Raw genomic sequence first — 20,847 nt, forward strand, 5'->3', positions numbered from 1 at the left:
GAGAACATAATGGAAAAAATCAAAATGACAACACCACTGGTAGAGATGGACGGAGATGAGATGACAAGAATCCTCTGGAAAATGATCAAAGATGAATTACTTCTGCCGTTTATTGATTTAAAAACAGAGTATTATGATCTTGGATTAGAGCATCGTAATGAGACAAATGATCAGGTTACCGTTGACTCTGCCAATGCAACAAAGAAATACGGTGTTGCTGTAAAATGTGCAACGATCACACCAAATGCAGCACGTATGACAGAATATAATTTAAAAGAAATGTGGAAAAGCCCGAATGGTACGATCCGCGCCATGTTAGATGGAACGGTATTCCGTGCACCGATCGTTGTAAAAGGGATCGAGCCATGTGTAAAGAACTGGAAAAAACCGATCACGATCGCGCGTCATGCATATGGCGATGTATATAAAGCAACTGAGATGAAGATTCCTGGAGCAGGCAAATGTGAGCTGGTATATACAGCGGAAGATGGTACAGAGACGAGAGAACTGATCCACAACTTTACCGGAGCAGGCGTTGTTCAGGGACAGCATAACCTTTGCAATTCCATTGAAAGTTTCGCAAAAAGCTGTTTTAATTATGCACTGGATACAAAACAGGATCTGTGGTTTGCAACAAAGGATACGATTTCAAAAAAATACGATCATACCTTTAAAGACATTTTCCAGGAAATCTTTGATGCAGAGTACAAAGAAAAATTCGAAAAAGCAGGTATTACCTATTTTTATACATTGATCGATGATGCAGTTGCACGTGTAATGAAGTCTGAGGGTGGTTATATCTGGGCATGTAAAAATTATGATGGAGATGTCATGAGTGATATGGTTTCAAGTGCATTTGGTTCACTTGCCATGATGACTTCTGTATTAGTTTCCCCGGATGGATATTATGAATATGAAGCTGCACATGGAACGGTACAGCGCCATTATTACAAACACTTAAAAGGTGAGGAGACATCCACAAACTCTGTTGCAACTATTTTTGCATGGACAGGTGCACTTAAGAAACGTGGAGAACTTGATTCTAACCAGGCATTATCTGATTTTGCAGAAAAACTTGAAAAGGCTTGTATAAAGACCATTGAAGATGGTAAAATGACAAAAGACCTTGCGCTGATTACTACAAATCCGAATCCGGTTGTATTAAACAGCGAAAATTTCATCAAGGCAATCAGAACAACATTAGAGGAAAGTTTAAAATGATTTTGTCATGTCAGAGTATCTCAAAGTCTTTTGGAACAGATGAGATCTTAAAAGATGTAAGTTTTCATATTGAAGCAAACGAAAAAGCAGCGATTGTCGGCATCAATGGTGCCGGCAAGTCTACGCTGCTTAAAATTATTATGGGCGAAGAAACGTCCGATACCGGTGAAGTGATCCTTGCAAAAGATAAAACAATCGGTTATCTGGCACAGTATCAGGATGTATCGGGGCACAGAACCATTTATGACGAAGTTCTTAATGCAAGAGCTGACATCCTTGAAATGGAACAGAAACTCCGCAATATGGAGTCAGAAATGAATCAGCAGACCGGTGGGGAACTGGAAAAACTGATGGAGGTTTATCATCGTCTGAGCCACGAATTTGAACTGCAGGGCGGATATGCATACCGGAGTGAAGTAACCGGTATTTTAAAAGGACTTGGTTTTTCAGATGAAGATTTGAGCAAACAGATGAGCGAGTTATCCGGAGGACAGAAAACAAGAGTTTCCCTTGGCAAACTTTTAGTCACAAAGCCGGATGTACTGCTTTTAGATGAGCCGACGAACCATCTGGATATGGAGTCGATCCGCTGGCTTGAGAATTTTCTGCGGGCTTACAAAGGGGCTGTTGTGATCGTAGCACATGACCGTTATTTCCTGGATCGCGTTGTCACAAAAGTTGTAGAGATTTTCCAGCATAAAGCGTATGTATATCAGGGAAATTACTCGGATTTTGCGAAGAAGAAAGCAAAAGTCCGTGAAGATCTGTTAAAACAATATTATAATCAGCAGCGTGAGATCAGACATCAGGAAGAAGTTATCACAAAGTTAAAATCGTTTAACCGTGAAAAATCCATCAAGCGTGCGGAGAGCCGCGAAAAGATGTTAGACAAGATAGAACGTATTGAAAAACCGGTTGAGGACAATACAGACATTAAGATCGTGTTAGAGCCAAATGTGGTCAGCGGAAATGATGTCCTTACGGTGTCAGGTCTTGCAAAATCATATCCGCCGGTTACATTGTTTTCGGATATCTCATTCGAGATTAAACGTGGGGAGCGGGTAGCACTGATCGGCAATAACGGAACCGGGAAAACGACCATCTTAAAGATCATCAATAATCTGATACAGGCAGATGGTGGTACGGTAACACTTGGTTCGAATGTTCACATTGGATATTACGATCAGGAACATCAGCTTTTACATATGGATAAAACCATATTTGAAGAGATCTCAGATGCTTATCCAGAGCTGAATAACACAAAGATCCGCAATGTACTGGCAGCCTTTTTATTTACAAATGATGATGTGTTTAAGCGGATCTCAGATTTAAGCGGTGGTGAAAGAGGCCGTGTCTCCCTGGCAAAACTGATGCTTTCAGATGCTAATTTTCTTATTTTAGATGAGCCGACAAACCATCTGGACATTACATCCAAGGAAATTTTGGAATCTGCATTAAACCAGTATACAGGAACGGTATTTTTTGTTTCACATGACCGCTATTTTATCAATCAGACAGCAACAAGAATCCTGGAGCTGACAGGTGAAACAATTGTAAATTATATCGGAAATTATGATTATTATCTGGAAAAACATGATATTATGACGCAGTTGTATGTGAAACAGCCAGAAACTTCAGATGTGCAGCCTAAGAAACAGGATGATGCCGTTAATAAGCTCGACTGGCAGGCACAAAAAGCAGAGCAGGCAAGGATTCGTAAAATTGAAAACAGTTTAAAAAAAGCCGAGGAAGAGATTGCCGCACTTGAAAGTGAAATAAGCATGATCGATGAAGAATGTGCAAAGCCGGAAAACGCAGTTAATTCCGCAAAATTAAATGAGCTTGCAGCAAGACAGCAGGAGTGCAGGGAACGACTGGAAACCTGCTATGAAACCTGGGAAGAGCTGTCAATGCAGTTAGATGGAACTGATTGATGATATTTCCTGACAAAGCAGAAAATATCTTATTGAAAAAAGATAGTTAAATTTTTCACACATTGACAGACACAGGGGAAATCACTATAATAAACGAGAGAACGTAAGAAAGGTGGAACCTTTTGTGCAGGAAAAAGAAATATCACAGGCAGTTATCCGGAGAATGCCGCGTTATTACCGCTACCTCGGAGAACTCTTAGATGCCGGTGTAGAACGTATATCATCCAATGATCTGAGTAAACGAATGAATGTGACCGCATCCCAGATCAGACAGGATCTGAATAATTTTGGTGGTTTTGGCCAGCAGGGTTATGGTTATAATGTAAAGTTTTTATATGAGGAAATCGGTAAGATATTAGGTTTAAATGAAAGACACAATATTATTGTGGTGGGTGCAGGTAATCTTGGACAGGCACTTACAAACTATGTGAAATTTGAAAAACTTGGTTTTGTGATCATAGGACTGTTTGATGTAAATCCTGCATTGGACGGTGTGACCGTGCGTGGAATCAAAATCCGCATGCTGGATGAATTAGAGAGTTTCTGTGCAGAAAATCAGGTGGATATTGCGGCGCTTACTATGCCAAAGGAAAAGGCTGATGCCATTGCAAACAGACTAGTCGGACTTGGAATCCGCGCAATCTGGAATTTTGCGCATGTAGACCTGGAGCTCATTGATAAAAATGTTGTTGTAGAGAATGTACATCTTTCCGACAGTTTGATGCAGTTATCTTACAACATTGTCAGAAACAAAAAAGCAGAAAAAAACGGCAACTGAAAAGGGTGCCATAAATTCAGGAAGCAATTAGCTGCCGCACAGATCTTTGTGCGGCGTTTTTTGCTTATAACAGGGGGCTTATTATCATGAAGTATCTTGTAAACAGCAGGGAAATGCAAAAATATGACGTAAATACCGTTTTACATTTTAAAGTTCCGGGACTTCTTCTGATGGAGCATGCAGCAATAACATTTGTAAATGAACTCCATAAGCAAAAGGTTGATCTCTCAGAAGTTCTTATCGTATGCGGCAGCGGAAATAATGGTGGAGATGGTTTTGCGATCGCCCGCCTTTTATTTCTGGAGGGACATACTGTTACAGTTGTTTTTGCTGGAAATAAAGATCATTGCTCGGAGCAAAACAGAATCCAGCAGGATATTTTAAATGCATATGGTGTTCCTGTCTATACGGATTTACCGGAACAGATCAGACCAACAACTGTCATAGATGCACTATTTGGTGTAGGGTTGTCGAGAGACGTGACTGGTACTTATGCAGATATATTATGTTGTATGAATACACTTCCGGGAGAAAAAGTGGCAGTGGATATTGCATCCGGAATTTCTGCAGATACAGGTGCTGTCCTTGGTATGGCATTTCGTGCAGATATCACGATCACATTCGCATTTGCGAAATTAGGCAGTATTCTCTGGCCGGGAAATGAATATGCCGGCAGAGTGATCGTATGTGATATCGGTATCACGAAAGAAAGCTGGCTGGGAGAGACACCGTCAGTAATGGCATTGGAAACGAAAGATTTATTGCTGCTCCCGGAGAGAAAAAGTCATTCTAATAAAGGAAGCTATGGAAAACTTTTGCTGATCGCAGGAAGTGTCAATATGGCAGGGGCGGCAGTTTTATCTGCAAAAGCTGCTTACGCCACAGGATGCGGTCTGGTGCGTGTGCTGACGCCGGAAGAAAACAGGATTATTTTACAGAGCTGTGTTCCAGAGGCGGTTCTTACTACTTATGATAAAAATGCTGCTCCGGGGAAGGCTGTATTACAGGAGGCTTTTGATTGGGCAGATGCCATTGTGGCAGGTCCCGGGCTTGGGAAAGAAAAAACTGCTGCACAGATATTAAATTTTGTGTTAGAATATGGAACGTCACAGGAAAAGAAAGCAATTCTTTTTGATGCGGATGCGTTAAATCTGATAGCAGAGCAGAATGACTTACCAGAGGCAGATATCTGGAAAAATTTTAAAATCCCGGCAGTGATCACACCTCATCCCGGAGAGATGAGCCGGCTTACCGGAAAAACAGTCAATGAGATCCAGCATCATTTGCTTCAGACTGCTGCGGATTATGCAAAAGAATATCACGTTGTATGTGTCTTAAAAGACGAACATACCGTAACTGCACTGCCGGATGGTAAAAAATACCTGAATCTTTCTGGCAATTCCGGAATGGCAACAGCAGGAAGCGGAGATGTGTTAAGCGGTGTGATCGGTACACTTATGGCACAGAAAATAACACCTTACCAGGCGGCTCCTCTTGGGGTATATCTTCATGGTCTGTCCGGTGATCTTATGATACGCACAACGGGGTTACAGGGGCTTACAGCCTCAGATCTGATCTGTGGTATTAAAAAAGTTCTGAATATTTATACTACAAAGCCGATCGATAATGAACAAAAATTCGTTGAATAAAAAACGGTACACAAAATAGATGGAGGATCAACATGAACAGATACAGCAGAGTGCATGCGGAAATCGATCTGGATGCAATTCTACACAACATGGATGCGATGCGCGGAAACATTGCAAAAGACACAAAAATTATGGCTGTCATTAAGGCAGATGGCTACGGACATGGTGCCGTAGAGATTGCAGAGACGATTGAAAAACTGGATTATCTTTATGGTTATGCAGTTGCCACGGTTGAGGAAGGACTTATCCTTCGTAATCACGGAATCCAGAAACCGATCCTGATCTTAGGATATGTATTCCCGGACCAGTATGTGGATATGATTAAAGCAGGTATCCGTCCAACCGTATTTACAAAAGAGATGGCAGAAAAACTTTCCGTTGCCGCAGCAAGTATCGGAAGAGACTGCAAGATCCATTTCGCGATCGATACCGGAATGAGCCGGATCGGTTATCAGGTCACAGAAGACGCAGCAGATGAGATGGCACAGCTTTCAAAACTGCCGCATATTATAGTGGAGGGTATTTTTACCCATTTTGCGAAAGCGGATGAAAAAGATAAGGAACCAACCTACCAGCAGATCGGACTTTTCAAGAAAATGATCGGCATGTTAGAAGACCGTGGCGTAAGTATTCCGATTCATCACTGTTCAAACAGTGCAGGGATTGTCGATATTCCAGATGCAAATATGGATATGGTCCGCGCCGGCATCACATTGTATGGCATGTGGCCGTCTGAGGATGTAGATAAGAATGCGATCAGCCTGAAACCTGCATTGACACTGGTGACACATGTGGCATATGTAAAGGAACTTCCGGCTGGCAGAGCAATCAGTTATGGGGGAACTTATGTCACAACAGAGCCTTGCATAATCGCAACGATTCCGGTTGGTTACGCAGATGGCTATGCAAGAGGCCTTTCAAATAAAGGATTTGTTTTGATCCATGGAAAACGTGCACCGATTCTTGGCCGTGTCTGCATGGATCAGTTTATGGTTGATGTTACCGACATTCCGGATGTTAAAAATGAAGATGAAGTGATTCTCATTGGCAGAGATGGTGATGAGTGTATCACTATGGAAGAAGTCGGTGACCTGTCCGGACGATTCAATTATGAATTCGCCTGTGATCTTGGAAAACGTATTCCACGTGTTTATATCCATGGTGGAAGGATCATTGGCACGAGAGATCATTTTTCAGAATAACAGGAAGAAATGGAATACACCAGTAAAAATTGGCAATACTATCCGTAAAGTAAGAAAAATGGAGTGGAAGTATATGGTAATTAGACGTGGTGATATTTTTTATGCAGATTTAAGACCGGTGATCGGCTCAGAACAGGGCGGTGTAAGACCGGTGCTTATTATACAGAATGATGTTGGAAACAGGCACAGTCCTACCGTGATCTGCGCAGCAATCACATCCCAGATGAATAAGGCGAAGCTGCCAACCCATGTAGAACTGGACAGCAGAAAATATGATCTTGTCAAGGATTCTGTTGTTCTTTTAGAACAGCTTCGCACGATCGATAAAAAACGGTTAAAAGACAAGGTATGTCATTTAGATTCCCAGATTCTGGTGAAAATAGATAAGGCGCTTGAGGTAAGTTTAGAGTTGTATACATAAATAGACTTGCCAGAAAACGGAAATAGTGATAAAATAAAATGTATTTTTGAAGCAATAAACAAGTGAGAAAAGAGGAAGTATTTATGTCAGGACATTCCAAATTTGCGAATATTAAGCACAAAAAAGAAAAAAATGATGCAGCAAAAGGAAAGATTTTTACAATTATCGGACGTGAGATTGCCGTTGCAGTAAAAGATGGCGGTCCGGATCCTGCAAACAACTTTAAACTGGCTCAAATCATTGCAAAAGCAAAAGCAAGCAATATGCCAAACGATACGATTGAGCGTGGTATCAAAAAAGCATCCGGCGAAGGCAACTCTGTCAATTACGAGTATTGCACTTATGAGGGATATGGTCCAAGCGGAACAGCCATCATTGTAAAATGTCTGACCGACAATAAGAACCGTACCGCTGCCAATGTCCGTAACGCATTTACAAAAGGACATGGAAGTATCGGTACACAGGGATGTGTTTCCTATATGTTCGATGAAAAGGGACAGATCATTATCGCAAAAGAAGACTGTGAAATGGATGCGGATGATCTGATGATGATCGCACTTGATGCTGGTGCAGAAGATTTCTCTGAGGAAGAGGACAGCTATGAGATCATTACAAATCCGGCTGATTTTGAAGCAGTACATGCAGCACTTGAAGCAGAAAAGATTCCTATGGCAGAAGCGGAAGTTACAATGATTCCACAGAATTATGTAGAGCTGACAGCAGAAGAGGATTTAACCAATATTAACCGTATTCTTGATCTGCTTGATGATGACGATGATGTACAGGAAGTATATCATAACTGGGATGAATAAATAATATATAAAATACACAGGAAAACGACATGGAGAAGAAGTCTGTGTCGTTTTTTGTATGAAAAAGTTTTTCTGCATTGCAGTAAAAAAGATATGGTATTCTTTTCGGAAATGTTATATGATAATAGAAATAGATGTAGAATAAACACAGGAATGGAGATTGCTATGAAGAAAATACTTTTTGCAGCATCGGAGTGTGTTCCGTTTATTAAAACCGGGGGTTTGGCGGATGTATGTGGAGCATTGCCAAAAGAATTTGATAAGAATGAATGGGATGTCAGGGTTGTAATACCAAATTATAGCTGCATTCCGGATAAGTTCCGCAGCAAATTCGAATATGTAGCTCATTTTTATATGAGCACCGGCAGTTATATTACGAATAAATATGTCGGTATTTTAAAATATGTCATGGATGGCATTACATATTATTTTATTGACAATCAGGAATATTTTAACTGTGCAGTGCCATATGGAGATGTCCGCTATGATATTGAAAAGTTCTGTTTCTTTGACAAAGCTGTATTGTCCATGCTAAAACAGATTGACTTCTGCCCGAATCTGATTCACTGTCATGACTGGCAGACAGGTCTTATTCCGGTATATCTGAAAAATGAATTTCAGGCAGATTCTTTTTACTGGGGAATGAAGAGTATCATGACGATCCACAACCTGAAATTCCAGGGAGTATGGGATATCAAGACTATGCAGGGACTGACCGGATTTTCAGCTTCTTTGTTCACACCGGATAAACTGGAATTTAAAAAGGATGCCAACATGTTAAAAGGCGGACTTGTTTATGCAGATTATATCACGACTGTCAGCGATTCCTATGCGCAGGAGATTCAGACCGAGTACTATGGAGAAGGATTGAACGGTCTGTTATCTGCACGTCATTTTGATATGCAGGGTATTGTAAATGGTATTGATTATAAAGTTTATGATCCGGCAACAGATGGAAAGATCTATACGAATTACACACCATCGGATTTCCGGAAGAAAAAGTACATGAACAAGGTAAAACTTCAGGCAGAGCTTGGACTTGCTGTTGACAAGAAGAAATACATGATCGGGCTGATCTCAAGACTGACAGATCAGAAAGGCTTAGATCTTGTGAACTATGCGATCGACCGGATCGTGGATGATTATACCCAGCTGGTTGTCATAGGTACCGGAGATCCACAGTATGAGAATATGTTCCGCCATTATGCATGGAAATACGGTGATCGTGTATCTGCTAATATCTGTTATTCTGATGAACTTGCACATAAACTTTACGCAGCGGCAGATGCTTTCCTGATGCCATCCCGTTTTGAACCATGCGGGCTGACACAGCTTATTTCTTTCCGTTATGGTACTGTTCCGATTGTCCGTGAGACAGGTGGATTAAGAGATACGGTAAAACCATTTAATGAGTATGAAAATTCAGGAGACGGTTTTTCATTTGCAAATTATAATGGAGATGAAATGCTTTCTGTGATCAATTATTCAAAACATATCTTCTTTGACCGCAAGAAACAGTGGAATCAGATGATCGACCGTGGCATGGCAAATGATTATTCATGGAATAACTCTAAAGGGAAATACGAGGGATTATACAATTATCTGCTCGGATGCTAATTCTGTATGATTATTTTGCAGATTGGATATACTTAAATAAGGATGTCGTATAAAAAACAGGATGTTACAAACATCCTGTTTTTTCATTCATGACAATAGAATATTTAAAGAGCGTACCGTCTATTGTTTTCATATCATATGGAAGGAGTATATCATGGCAGAAAATCAGGAAAAGAAAAATGAAGAGATCAAAGAGTTTGGTCAGATACAAATGAAAAATAAGATTTCATTACTGACGATCATTGGGGAGATTGAGGGACACGACTGTCTTCCGGCAACTACCAAAACCACAAAATATGAGCATGTTCTGCCAAAACTGGCTGAACTTGAAGATAATCCGGATACAGAAGGGCTGTTGCTGCTTTTAAACACGGTTGGTGGTGATGTGGAAAGCGGTCTGGCGATTGCCGAAATGATTGCATCCATCCGGAAACCAACCGTTTCACTGGTTCTTGGCGGCAGTCATTCCATCGGTGTCCCTTTAGCCGTGTCAACGGACTATTCCTTTATTGTGCCATCCGGAACCATGGTGATCCATCCGGTTCGCATGAATGGAACCGTGATTGGCGCAAAACCAACATACGATTACTTTAAACAGATGCAGGACCGGATCGTACACTTTATCAGTACACATTCAAAAGCAACGGAAAAACGTTTGGAAGAGCTTATGATGAACACCGGAATACTCACAAAAGATCTTGGAACAATTCTGGTCGGAAAAGAAGCGGTAGATGAAGGACTGATCAATGAAGTTGGAGGTATTTCCGATGCATTTTCAAAACTGCATCAGATGATAGAAAAAAAATAACCAGTTAATGACAATCTGCCTCAAATATGTTAAGATAAAACATGTATGTAAAAAGTTACTGCAAAAGAACGATTTATTACGGAGATACAAAGAGGAGGCAGATATGTCATTATTACAGGCAATATTGATGGGGATCATACAGGGATTGACAGAATTTTTACCCGTGAGCAGTTCCGGACATCTGGCGATTTTTAAAATATTATTTGGGGTAGATACAGAGACAGGACTTTTATTTGATGTACTTTTGCATATCGGGACTCTGGCAGCTATTTGTGTTGTATACTATAAAGATGTTTTGAAAATGATTGTAGAGGGAATCGGTCTGATCAGGGATTGTATCATTAATTTCGTCCGTTTTATCGGGAATAAAACCGGCAGGACAGATGAGCCATATCTCCGTCTGGTAAACAGCAGCTACCGCAAATTAGTTGTTTTGATCATTGTATCCACGATTCCAACAGGAATCATCGGAGTGGTCGGAAAAGATGTTGTGGAGATGGCATCTGAGATATTACTTATTCCTGGGATTTGTCTGATTCTTACCGCTGTCCTGCTTTTTATTGCAGATCATGCAAAAGATGGAGATAAGCTGCCAAAAGGTGTTACATATACAAATGCATTTGGCGTCGGTATTGCACAGGGAATAGCAACGCTTCCGGGGTTGTCACGTTCCGGAACGACGATTACTGCATGCCTGCTCAGTGGTTTTAACCGTAATTTTGCTGTAAAATACTCATTTTTGATGTCGATACCGGCAATTCTTGGAGCACTGGTACTGGAATTAAAAGATTACACGGCAGCTGCACTTTCTGGTGCGGAAATTGCATACTATGTAGTTGGTATGATCGTAGCTGCTGTAGTAGGTTATGTCTGTATTAAGACAATGCTTATTGTTGTGCGTAGAAAGAAATTTACAGGCTTTGCTATTTACTGCCTGATCGTAGGCGTTATCTCGATCGGCGGATATATCTATATGGCATAAAATTGATTTGGAGGTAATATTTTGGCAACAGGGAATAGGAAGCGTTCTGCTGCCGGTAAAAGAACATCATCCGGCAGGAAAACAAATTCTGGACATAAGAGGACTACAAAAAAACAGCAGGAATATGAAGCAGAATTTACACGTGAAGTGATCTTATGGATCGTAGTAGCTGTTTCACTTTTACTTTTTATCAGTAATTTTGGATTTGGCGGTACCATAGGAGGAACGGTCAGTCGTTTCTTTTTTGGTATATTTGGAATTATTTCATATATATTTCCGATTGTATTGCTGGTTGGTACTTTTTTTGCTGTTTCGAATCAGGGAAACAGAGTTGCGGCTGTAAAATTAGTGGCAGTCATTCTTTTTGTGGCATTTTTGTGCATGTTTTTCGAACTCATTTCCGATGGAACGGATGCGAAAACTGCAATGGATGCCTACCGGTATAGTTTTGATGCAAAAAGTGGCGGCGGACTGATCGGTGGCGTGCTTTCACATATGTTATGTTCCGGTTTTGGAATTATTGGCGCTTATGTGATCGATGTGATCGTACTTATCATTTCACTTGTACTTATTACCGAACGTTCCGCATTCCGTGGTATGCAAAAGGGTGGACGTAAGGTATATGAGTCTGCGAAGATAAGTAATGAGCGGCACAGAGAACGTGCAGAGATGCGAAGGGAAGAACGTGAACAGCGGGAGCAGCAGCGTAGAATGGACAGAAAGGTTGAGGGAGTTGCTATCGATACCAAACTGATCCCGGATACGTCACAGAAACGTTCTCAGGATATCAGCGAGATTTTGCCGGAAGATATGATAGATCTGCCGGAGATCAAAGAGGAAAAACGTGTCACACTGACTGCAGGAAATGCACCACAGAAGATGGCTCCATCTGCATTTTCAGATGAGGCGTTAGAAGCAATGGGACAGGCTCTGACGGAAAAAACAGCGCTTTTTGCAGCGGAGGATGAGCAGGCATCTTTTCCAATCCAGATGGAAGAACCAAAAGTTTCACAGACAGTCGAAGAGGAAGAGATATTCGATATGCCGGGGCGTCCTGATCCTGCAATGGCATTTGGAATAGAGCCTTTTTCAGAGGATACCTCAGATCTATTATCATTTGAGGCTGATTTAGGATCTGATTTATCGGAAGAAGAATCAGTTGATGAAGATATACAGGCGCAGCAGACCGCTGCAGAACAAACCGGACCTGTAAAACGTGAAACTGTATCTCACGAGCCTGTATATATGAAAAATGAAGATGCAGCTGAACCGGTAATGGAAACAGATCTGGAAACTGCACCACCTGAGAAAGCGTATGTATTTCCTCCTGTTACACTTCTGAAACAATCTGAAAACAAGCAGGGAGATACCAGAAAACAGTTACAGGAAACTGCCATGAAGCTGCAACAGACATTAAAGAATTTTGGTGTTAATGTCACGATCACAAATATCAGTTGCGGACCTGCCGTAACAAGATATGAATTACAGCCGGAAATGGGTGTAAAAGTAAGCAAGATCGTTAATTTGGCGGACGATATCAAGTTAAATCTTGCAGCAGCGGATATCCGTATCGAAGCACCGATCCCTGGAAAGGCAGCGATTGGTATTGAAGTTCCAAATAAGGAAAATGTTATGGTGTCGTTCCGCGAGCTGGTGGAATCTGAGGAATTTCAGTCCCATCCATCGAAAATTTCTTTCTGTGTCGGAAAAGATATCGGTGGTAAAGTATCTGTAGCTGATATTGAAAAAATGCCGCATCTTCTGATCGCAGGTGCAACGGGTTCCGGTAAATCTGTCTGCATCAACACGATCATTATGAGTATTTTGTACAAGGCAGATCCGAAGAATGTAAAACTGATCATGGTAGATCCGAAAGTTGTGGAGTTAAGTGTTTACAATGGTATCCCGCATCTTCTGATACCGGTCGTTACTGATCCGAAAAAAGCAGCAGGTGCCTTAAACTGGGCAGTAGCAGAAATGACTGACCGTTATAATAAATTTGCCGAAGCACATGTCCGGAATTTAAAAGGATACAATGCTAAAATAGACAGTCTTCCGGATGTGGAAGGTGATCCGAAACCGGAAAAAATGCCTCAGATCGTCATTATCGTGGATGAGTTAGCAGATCTGATGATGGTTGCACCGAGTGATGTGGAAGGTGCGATCTGCCGGTTGGCTCAGCTTGCACGTGCAGCCGGGATTCATCTTATCATTGCAACCCAGCGTCCTTCTGTAAACGTAATCACCGGATTGATCAAGGCAAATATGCCAAGCCGTATTGCCTTTGCGGTAACATCCGGTGTTGATTCAAGAACAATTCTTGATATGAACGGTGCAGAAAAACTGCTTGGGAAAGGCGATATGCTTTTCTATCCGCAGGGAATTCCAAAGCCGGTCCGTGTACAGGGAGCATTTGTTTCTGACAAGGAAGTATCAGATGTTGTCAATTACATCAAAGAGGAAAATGGACAGGTTTCATATAACGCGGCAGTGGAAGAACATATGAATAATATAGAATCTGAAAATACTACTGTGAGCATTGATTCAAATTCGGGAACCGGAGATGGAAGAGATGCATATTTTGCAGATGCCGCAAAACTTTTGATCGATAAAGAAAAAGGGTCTATTGGAATGTTGCAGCGTTATTTTAAAGTTGGTTTTAACCGGGCAGCAAGAATTATGGATCAGCTTGAGGAGGCCGGCATTGTCGGTCCGGAAGAAGGTACAAAACCGCGCCGCGTTTTAATGACGCAGGAGCAGTTTGAACAATACGAAGAAGAATATTTATAAGACACGAGGAGGAATCATTATGAAAACAGACATCGAGATCGCACAGGAAGCAGAAATGCTGCATATCCGTGAAGTAGCCGAAAAACTTGGTATCACAGAGGACGAATTAGAACTTTATGGAAAATATAAAGCAAAACTCTCTGATGAACTGATGGAACGTGTTAAAAATGAACCAGATGGAAAATTAATCCTTGTAACAGCAATCAATCCAACTCCGGCGGGAGAAGGCAAAACAACGATCAGTGTAGGACTTGGTGAGGCATTTGGACAGCTTGGAAAGAAAGCAGTGATCGCACTCCGTGAACCGTCCCTTGGACCGTGTTTTGGAATTAAAGGCGGTGCTGCCGGAGGCGGTTATGCACAGGTAGTTCCAATGGAAGACTTAAATCTTCATTTTACCGGAGATTTTCATGCGATTACTTCTGCAAACAATCTGCTCGCTGCATTGCTTGATAATCATATCCAGCAGGGAAATGAGCTTGGTATTGATCCAAGACAGGTTGTCTGGAAACGTTGTCTGGATATGAATGACCGTGTCCTTCGAAATATTGTAGTCGGTCTTGGCAGAAAAATGGATGGAATGGTCAGGGAAGATCATTTTGTTATCACCGTTGCATCAGAAATTATGGCTGTATTATGTCTTGCAGATGATATGCATGATTTAAAACGCAGACTCGGAAAGATCATTGTTGCATATACTTATGATGGTAAGCCTGTTACTGCAGATGATATCAAAGCGACCGGCGCAATGGCTGCATTATTAAAAGATGCTTTAAAACCAAACCTGATCCAGACTTTAGAGCACACACCAGCAATTGTTCACGGCGGACCATTTGCAAATATTGCACATGGCTGTAACAGTGTACGTGCTACAAAGACAGCTTTAAAACTGGCGGACTATGTCATCACAGAAGCCGGTTTTGGTGCAGATTTAGGTGCAGAAAAGTTTTTTGATATCAAATCCCGTATGGCAGGGCTCCATCCGGATGCTGTTGTCTTAGTTGCAACGGTAAGAGCATTAAAATACAATGGCGGTGTTGCAAAAGCTGATCTTGGTGAAGAAAACTTAGATGCTTTAAAGAAGGGTATCGTAAATCTTGAAAAACATATCGAGAATTTACAGAAATATGGTGTTCCAGTTGTCGTGACATTAAATTCATTTGTTACAGATACGAAAGCCGAGACCGATTATATTGAACAGTTCTGCCGTGAAAGAGATTGTGAATTTGCACTTGCAGAAGTTTGGGAAAAAGGTGGAAAAGGTGGAGTAGAACTTGCCGAGAAAGTATTAAAAACCTTAGAGACAAAGGAAAGTCATTTCAAACCATTATACCCGGATGATCTTTCACTGGAAGAAAAAATCGAGACGATTGCAAAAGAAATTTATGGAGCTGACGGTGTGACATATGCACCTGCTGCTGCAAAGGAGTTAAAGCGCATTGCTGAGATGGGAATGTCAGATTTCCCTGTATGTATGGCAAAGACACAATATTCCCTGTCTGATGACCAGACGAAACTCGGACGTCCTAGCGGATTTACCATTAATGTGAGAGAAGTTTATGTTTCTGCCGGAGCAGGTTTTGTTGTAGCGGTTACCGGAGCGATCATGACAATGCCTGGACTTCCGAAAAATCCGGCAGCATACGGTATAGATGTTGATGATAACGGTGTGATCACAGGATTATTTTAATAAGTCGAAAGTGAGGATATCCCATGAAATGTGCGAAGTGTGGGGCAGAGTTAAAAAAAGGCTGCCTTTACTGTTCTGTCTGTGGCCACGAAGCACAGATAGTTTCGGATTACAACGTACTTGAGGATGATTATCTGCGTTCACTTCTAAAAGACGGAGAAAGTGCAAAAAATCCGCAAAAGACGGAAGTAGAACCCCAAAAAAACAAAAAGAAAAAAAACAACCATCTGCTGCTGATTCTCTGTTGCTGCTTTATAGTGACAGGTGCGGCAGTTGGTGTTGCTGTAAAACTTTATATAGATAATAAGAATGCAAATTCCTACGATTATCAAATTGAAATGGCTGAAAAAGAACTGGTAGATCATAATTACGAAAATGCACTTCAATATTATAAAACCGCATTGGCATTGCAGCCGGATGATATCAAAGTACGTGAGGCAATGGCAGAAGTCTATACCAGCCAGAAAGAATATGATTCAGCACTCGTTTTATATATGGAAATCCTTCAACTTGACAAAACGAATAAAGAGGCTTATCAGCATCTGATCTCCATTTATGATGAAATGGGGGATTATGACAGCATTCTTTCTTTAAAAGAAGATGTTACGGATGAGGATATACTTGCATTATTCGATGATTATGAGGTTGGTGAACCAATCATATCTCCGCTTAGTGGGCAATATGATGATTATATTACAGTCGTGATCTACTCAATTGCCGGAAATGACATTTATTATACGACGGATGGCACTGTCCCGGATAAAGAAAATGGGATTCCATATCCACAGGGAGGTATTCCGCTAAATCATACTGGAAATTTTGAAATCAATGCTGTATGTTGTAATGAAAAAGGCATCTACAGTGATATCGTAACAGAAGAATACCAGATTCAGTTTAAAAAACCGGATCTGCCATCTGTCTCACCAGATGGAGGAGTTTTCTCTGAGGAGACCACTGTAACAATCACACAGCAGAAAGATTGCACGATTTATTATACATGGGATTCTACAGATCCAACAACAGAATCGGCTGTTTATACAGAACCGATTGTTGTTCCGGAAGGGGATTATGTATTATCTGTCATGGCAGTAAATAACAAGACAGGTTTAGTCAGTGATATCTATCGTGTAAATTTGGGATATCATCCACAATGATATCAGGACTGATACATGTTCCGAAACTCTGTTGGAGTACAATTTTTTATAATTTTAAACATCCGCATAAATGCGGAAATACTATTATAACCGGAGTGAATGGCCACTTCGGTTATATTTATATTGGGATCTAACAGAAGTTTTTCAGCATATGAAATTCGCTGGTTGTTCAGGTATTTATAAAAAGAAATATTTGTAAATTCTTTAAACAATCTGCTGAAATGATATTTTGAAAATCCTGCTAAAGCAGCAACCTGTTCTAAGGTAATATCTTCTGTACAATGCTGGTTGATATATTGTAAGTACGTAATCATCCGTATCTGTCAGCAACTATATTTTTCTGATACACTCTTTTCATAACAAAGAAAGGAAACTGTATCATTATGAAAACAGATGAAAAAATCACGCTGTGGTCTGAAAGAATCCATGAATTTCAATTCAGTGGGCAGACTTGCAAAACATGGTGTCAGGAACATCACGTTCCAGTCTCTACAATGAATTATTGGATGCGCAAGCTGAAAAAATTGGACGAACAATCAGATACAGATATGATTTTTGCAAAAATGCCAACGGAAAAAGAGATTTCAAAGAATGAGACTTTGAATATCAGCCCGTCTCCAGTCCGCATTTTTATCACAAATGCTATTCGGATTGAAGTGATGCCTGAATGCCCGCCGGAATTTTTTCGTGTTCTGATCCAGGGGCTGAAAGATCATGCTTGATCTGGCAGGTGGCACAACCGTTTACCTTGCCTGTGGAGCTACCGATCTGAGAAAAAGCTATCACGGACTGGCTGCAATTATCAAGCTAAAATTCAAACTTGATCCCTATTCGCGCTGCATGTTTGCGTTCTGCAACCGCAGGCGGACTTCTATTAAGATTCTGCAATGGGACGGATCCGGTTTCTGGATTCTGATGAAGAGGCTTGACAAAGATTCCTTTCACTGGCCGGATACTCCGGATGAATTACAGAAAGTGACCCTGAAAGAAATGCATTGGCTGTGTGATGGTCTTTCACTTACTCCGAAGGGAGCTTTTGAAGAAAGACATCCAAAGATTGTTGTATAAAGAACGGATTTGTCAATTCGCAAAAAGCACGAAATACTTGTGGATATCGGTATATATTCCTACACAGTAAAACGTTGATTTTTCTCGAACAGCTGGACTTTCTATGCTATACTGGAATTATCATATAAGAGTTTGGAGATTGCCGGATGGATCCGTTTTTTACAGAGGAACAGCTGAATAACATGAGCCGTGAAAACATGATGGAAGTTATGAGAATCATGCAGAATCAGGTTCAAAAAAAAGAGACCGAGGTACAGCTTCTGAAAGACAAGCAGAAAGAACTGGAATTTATGAACGCAATGCTTTCAGACCGTCTTGCGCTTGCACAAAGAAGACGTTTCGGTTCTTCCAGTGAAAAATACGCAGATGGATATGAACAGATGGATCTGTTTAATGAGGCTGAAGTCAATGCAGATACGGATACTGCTGAGATTGAAGAGGAAATCGTGATTCCATCGCACAAACGGAAAAAACGCACCGGCAAAAAAGAAGAAGATCTCTCTAATTTCGAAGTAACAGAAACAATCGAATATAAACTGACCGGCGAAGACCGCTATTGTCCGGACTGTGGAACAAAGTATAAAGTCGTCACAAAAGAAGTCGTAAAACGACTGAAATTCATCCCCTCCACCTTTGAAGTGGTTGAAGAAGTAACCTATGTATACAGTTGTCCAAAATGTGGTGCTATGATCCGGCCGGAAAAAGAGTTTCCGCTGATCAAGGGAAGCATTGCTACACCTTCGCTGGTTGCCGGAATCATGAATGCAAAGTATGTCAATGGCATGCCGCTGGCAAGACAGGAACGGGAATTCGCAAGGTATGACTTAAATCTTTCAACAAAAACAATGGCAAACTGGATCATCAGCTGTGCAGACCGGTATCTGGGACTGCTTTATGGGCAGATGAAGGAAGAATTCCTAAAGAGCAGATACATCCATTGCGATGAAACCAGGATCCAGGTGATTGATGAACCAGATCAGAAAGGATCATCTCAAAACTGGATGTGGGTATATCTGACAGATCATTACAGTGAAGCCCCACAGATGGTTCTCTTTGATTATGAGAGAACGCGTGCCGGATATCACCCGGTAAACTTCCTTGGAGATACATTTCATGGATATCTGACGTGTGATGGATACCAGGCGTATCATGGACTGAACGATTCCATCACCGTAACCGGATGCTTTACCCATGCGAGACGCCGTTTTGATGCTGCACTCACGGCATTAAAAAAGGATTTCACAAAGGAGCAGCTGAAAGAAACAGTTGCATATCAGGCAATGACGAGGATCGGAATCCTGTATAAAGTAGAGGAACTGATCAAAGATAAGACACCGGAAGAACGGTATCAGGAACGCCAGAAGCAGTCGCGTCCAGTAGTGGAAGCCCTGTTTGAATGGCTGCATTCGATGGAAGATTCTGTAGACAGATCTTCCCTTATTGGTGATGCCATTTTATATACGCTGAATCAGGAAACCTATCTTCGCAGGTACTTGGATGATGGGCATCTGAGCATTGATAATAATAGTGCGGAGCGTGCAATCAAAAATTTTGCAGTAGGCCGCCGGAATTGGCTGTTTGCCAAGAGTATCCGTGGCGCAGATGCCAGTGCTGTTGTTTATAGTATCGCAGAAACAGCCCTGCTGAATGGTCTGAAGCCGTATGTATATCTTTCCTATGTATTAGACGAGCTTCGTAAAATGGGACCTTTTCCAAAGCCGGATGATCTAAATCGGCTTTTGCCATGGTCAAATGAATTACCGGAAGGATTTCGAACCAAAAAGAAGAAATAAAATGTGCCGCCCTGATGGGCGGCATGTTTTTTTAAAAGGCAAGGTACAGATGATTACGTACTTACGATATATTGACAAATACTGATAAATTTATCAATATACTCTTTTTGTTTTGTTGGTTTTGTGTCAGCAAATTTTGCCGGGGTACTGGCAATCTGTCTGCCAATCAAAACGATAAGCTGTAAAAATTTTGCATAAACAGACGTCTCATATAACGGTGTATCAGAGAGATATTCATCTCTGATTCCAAACATAAGAGACATAGCTTCCTCGTGAATGGCAGGAGCCTCCTCCGGAGTGATCAAAACAGCCGGCTGTAAAAAAGGCAGAAATGCAGTAAACTCTTCAAATGGTTTTCCACTGTTCATATCAACCTGAAAAATAATTCGTCGCCCATGACAGGCTTTCATATGGTGCAGAGTACCCGGAATAATAACAATAATGTCTCCTTTGCGCATATGAAATGGAATCTGATTGCAGTCTACATCATATGTTCCTTCTGTTGGCATGATCAGCTCGATGGGTGTATGCCAATGAACCGGATATTCTTCATAATCAGTATTATCAAAAAGCATAAGGGATGAGTTATTTTCAAATCCAACTGTTTCACGAACACCATCTAAATATTTTATCATTCAAATCTCCTTTTCTATGTAAACTTCCTTAGAATTATTTTTTGCCATGTTCTGCATAAATCAGATTATATGTATTTTTTAAATTGATATAAAAATATAAATTTCATTACGAAATATTGCATTTTATTAATCGAAAATCTATTGCTGTTTCTTAAGATATATATACAATATATCAATTTTAAAAACAATATCATTTTATAAAAAAGGAAATGTGCACAAAAAACATAACAATATTTTGAAAAATACTACCAAATTATGCAATTTGTACTTTGGATTAAATACAAAAAAAGCAA

18 protein-coding genes are annotated in these 20,847 nt (G+C 40.8%); 16 read left to right on the forward strand and 2 right to left on the reverse strand.

Going from position 1 to position 20,847, the window contains the following annotated elements:
• Positions 1-9: 9 nt before the first annotated feature.
• From ACDD58_RS14500 to ACDD58_RS14560, 13 genes are all read left to right on the forward strand, one after another.
• Positions 10-1,221, forward strand: a complete 1,212-nt coding sequence (locus ACDD58_RS14500; protein WP_117921376.1) for an NADP-dependent isocitrate dehydrogenase — start codon at positions 10-12, stop codon at positions 1,219-1,221.
• Entirely contained in the window at positions 1,218-3,155 is a 1,938-nt protein-coding gene (gene abc-f / locus ACDD58_RS14505; RefSeq protein WP_370778125.1) for a ribosomal protection-like ABC-F family protein, read from the forward strand. The genes ACDD58_RS14500 and abc-f overlap by 4 nt, the downstream gene beginning before the upstream one ends.
• A gap of 124 nt (positions 3,156-3,279) precedes the next feature.
• Complete coding sequence (locus tag ACDD58_RS14510) at positions 3,280-3,933, forward strand: redox-sensing transcriptional repressor Rex (protein ID WP_118209033.1); 654 nt, start codon at positions 3,280-3,282, stop codon at positions 3,931-3,933.
• 86 nt (positions 3,934-4,019) lie between these two features.
• Complete coding sequence (locus ACDD58_RS14515) at positions 4,020-5,582, forward strand: NAD(P)H-hydrate dehydratase (RefSeq protein ID WP_370778127.1); 1,563 nt, start codon at positions 4,020-4,022, stop codon at positions 5,580-5,582.
• A 32-nt stretch (positions 5,583-5,614) separates the two neighbouring features.
• Positions 5,615-6,784: an alanine racemase gene (gene alr, locus ACDD58_RS14520; protein ID WP_117921382.1), complete on the forward strand. Its 1,170-nt coding sequence runs from the start codon at positions 5,615-5,617 to the stop codon at positions 6,782-6,784.
• Positions 6,785-6,857: 73 nt separating this feature from the next.
• A complete protein-coding gene (locus tag ACDD58_RS14525) occupies positions 6,858-7,205 on the forward strand; it encodes a type II toxin-antitoxin system PemK/MazF family toxin (RefSeq protein ID WP_015560523.1) in 348 nt (115 codons plus the stop codon).
• Positions 7,206-7,288: 83 nt separating this feature from the next.
• Complete coding sequence (locus ACDD58_RS14530) at positions 7,289-8,017, forward strand: YebC/PmpR family DNA-binding transcriptional regulator (protein ID WP_117921384.1); 729 nt, start codon at positions 7,289-7,291, stop codon at positions 8,015-8,017.
• Between the two features lie 165 nt (positions 8,018-8,182).
• The gene (gene glgA / locus ACDD58_RS14535; RefSeq protein WP_117921386.1) at positions 8,183-9,634 is read left to right on the forward strand and encodes a glycogen synthase GlgA; all 1,452 of its coding nucleotides are present in this window, start codon (positions 8,183-8,185) and stop codon (positions 9,632-9,634) included.
• Positions 9,635-9,788: 154 nt separating this feature from the next.
• Positions 9,789-10,442, forward strand: coding sequence for a ClpP family protease (locus ACDD58_RS14540; protein WP_117921388.1), 654 nt, complete (start codon positions 9,789-9,791; stop codon positions 10,440-10,442).
• Between the two features lie 103 nt (positions 10,443-10,545).
• The gene (locus tag ACDD58_RS14545) at positions 10,546-11,424 is read left to right on the forward strand and encodes an undecaprenyl-diphosphate phosphatase (RefSeq protein ID WP_186898800.1); all 879 of its coding nucleotides are present in this window, start codon (positions 10,546-10,548) and stop codon (positions 11,422-11,424) included.
• Between the two features lie 21 nt (positions 11,425-11,445).
• The gene (locus ACDD58_RS14550; RefSeq protein ID WP_370778130.1) at positions 11,446-14,214 is read left to right on the forward strand and encodes a DNA translocase FtsK 4TM domain-containing protein; all 2,769 of its coding nucleotides are present in this window, start codon (positions 11,446-11,448) and stop codon (positions 14,212-14,214) included.
• 19 nt (positions 14,215-14,233) lie between these two features.
• A complete protein-coding gene (locus tag ACDD58_RS14555) occupies positions 14,234-15,904 on the forward strand; it encodes a formate--tetrahydrofolate ligase (RefSeq protein ID WP_117921394.1) in 1,671 nt (556 codons plus the stop codon).
• A 23-nt stretch (positions 15,905-15,927) separates the two neighbouring features.
• Complete coding sequence (locus ACDD58_RS14560) at positions 15,928-17,058, forward strand: tetratricopeptide repeat protein (RefSeq protein ID WP_370778133.1); 1,131 nt, start codon at positions 15,928-15,930, stop codon at positions 17,056-17,058.
• A gap of 2 nt (positions 17,059-17,060) precedes the next feature.
• Here ACDD58_RS14560 and ACDD58_RS14565 read toward each other — a convergent pair whose 3' ends face one another.
• Positions 17,061-17,372 (reverse strand): helix-turn-helix transcriptional regulator, encoded by a 312-nt coding sequence (locus ACDD58_RS14565; protein WP_370778134.1) that lies wholly within the window; start codon positions 17,370-17,372, stop codon positions 17,061-17,063.
• A 69-nt stretch (positions 17,373-17,441) separates the two neighbouring features.
• Here ACDD58_RS14565 and ACDD58_RS14570 point away from each other — a divergent pair, with 69 nt between their 5' ends.
• From ACDD58_RS14570 to ACDD58_RS14580, 3 genes are all read left to right on the forward strand, one after another.
• Positions 17,442-17,780 carry a hypothetical protein gene (locus ACDD58_RS14570; RefSeq protein WP_006855327.1) on the forward strand — a complete coding sequence of 113 codons (339 nt, stop codon included), beginning with the start codon at positions 17,442-17,444 and terminating at the stop codon, positions 17,778-17,780.
• Complete coding sequence (tnpB, locus tag ACDD58_RS14575) at positions 17,773-18,126, forward strand: IS66 family insertion sequence element accessory protein TnpB (RefSeq protein WP_006855325.1); 354 nt, start codon at positions 17,773-17,775, stop codon at positions 18,124-18,126. Before ACDD58_RS14570 ends, tnpB begins: the two co-directional genes overlap by 8 nt.
• A 146-nt stretch (positions 18,127-18,272) precedes the next feature.
• Positions 18,273-19,919: an IS66 family transposase gene (locus ACDD58_RS14580; RefSeq protein WP_370775866.1), complete on the forward strand. Its 1,647-nt coding sequence runs from the start codon at positions 18,273-18,275 to the stop codon at positions 19,917-19,919.
• A gap of 53 nt (positions 19,920-19,972) precedes the next feature.
• Here ACDD58_RS14580 and ACDD58_RS14585 read toward each other — a convergent pair whose 3' ends face one another.
• Complete coding sequence (locus tag ACDD58_RS14585) at positions 19,973-20,554, reverse strand: AraC family ligand binding domain-containing protein (protein WP_370778136.1); 582 nt, start codon at positions 20,552-20,554, stop codon at positions 19,973-19,975.
• Positions 20,555-20,847 lie beyond the last annotated feature (293 nt).

Origin of the sequence: Roseburia sp. (assembly GCF_041325975.1) — a bacterium.
In the GTDB taxonomy this organism is placed as follows: Bacteria; Bacillota; Clostridia; order Lachnospirales; family Lachnospiraceae; genus Roseburia; species Roseburia rectibacter.

Bases quoted from the DNA above. Each gene is read 5' to 3' on its own strand.
- ACDD58_RS14500 (WP_117921376.1), top strand. From the start codon at position 10: ATGGAAAAAATCAAAATGACAACACCACTGGTAGAGATGGACGGAGAT.
- abc-f (WP_370778125.1), top strand. From the start codon at position 1,218: ATGATTTTGTCATGTCAGAGTATCTCAAAGTCTTTTGGAACAGATGAG.
- ACDD58_RS14515 (WP_370778127.1), top strand. From the start codon at position 4,020: ATGAAGTATCTTGTAAACAGCAGGGAAATGCAAAAATATGACGTAAAT.
- alr (WP_117921382.1), top strand. From the start codon at position 5,615: ATGAACAGATACAGCAGAGTGCATGCGGAAATCGATCTGGATGCAATT.
- ACDD58_RS14525 (WP_015560523.1), top strand. From the start codon at position 6,858: ATGGTAATTAGACGTGGTGATATTTTTTATGCAGATTTAAGACCGGTG.
- ACDD58_RS14530 (WP_117921384.1), top strand. From the start codon at position 7,289: ATGTCAGGACATTCCAAATTTGCGAATATTAAGCACAAAAAAGAAAAA.
- glgA (WP_117921386.1), top strand. From the start codon at position 8,183: ATGAAGAAAATACTTTTTGCAGCATCGGAGTGTGTTCCGTTTATTAAA.
- ACDD58_RS14540 (WP_117921388.1), top strand. From the start codon at position 9,789: ATGGCAGAAAATCAGGAAAAGAAAAATGAAGAGATCAAAGAGTTTGGT.
- ACDD58_RS14545 (WP_186898800.1), top strand. From the start codon at position 10,546: ATGTCATTATTACAGGCAATATTGATGGGGATCATACAGGGATTGACA.
- ACDD58_RS14555 (WP_117921394.1), top strand. From the start codon at position 14,234: ATGAAAACAGACATCGAGATCGCACAGGAAGCAGAAATGCTGCATATC.
- ACDD58_RS14560 (WP_370778133.1), top strand. From the start codon at position 15,928: ATGAAATGTGCGAAGTGTGGGGCAGAGTTAAAAAAAGGCTGCCTTTAC.
- ACDD58_RS14565 (WP_370778134.1), bottom strand. From the start codon at position 17,372: ATGATTACGTACTTACAATATATCAACCAGCATTGTACAGAAGATATT.
- ACDD58_RS14570 (WP_006855327.1), top strand. From the start codon at position 17,442: ATGAAAACAGATGAAAAAATCACGCTGTGGTCTGAAAGAATCCATGAA.
- tnpB (WP_006855325.1), top strand. From the start codon at position 17,773: ATGCTTGATCTGGCAGGTGGCACAACCGTTTACCTTGCCTGTGGAGCT.
- ACDD58_RS14580 (WP_370775866.1), top strand. From the start codon at position 18,273: ATGGATCCGTTTTTTACAGAGGAACAGCTGAATAACATGAGCCGTGAA.
- ACDD58_RS14585 (WP_370778136.1), bottom strand. From the start codon at position 20,554: ATGATAAAATATTTAGATGGTGTTCGTGAAACAGTTGGATTTGAAAAT.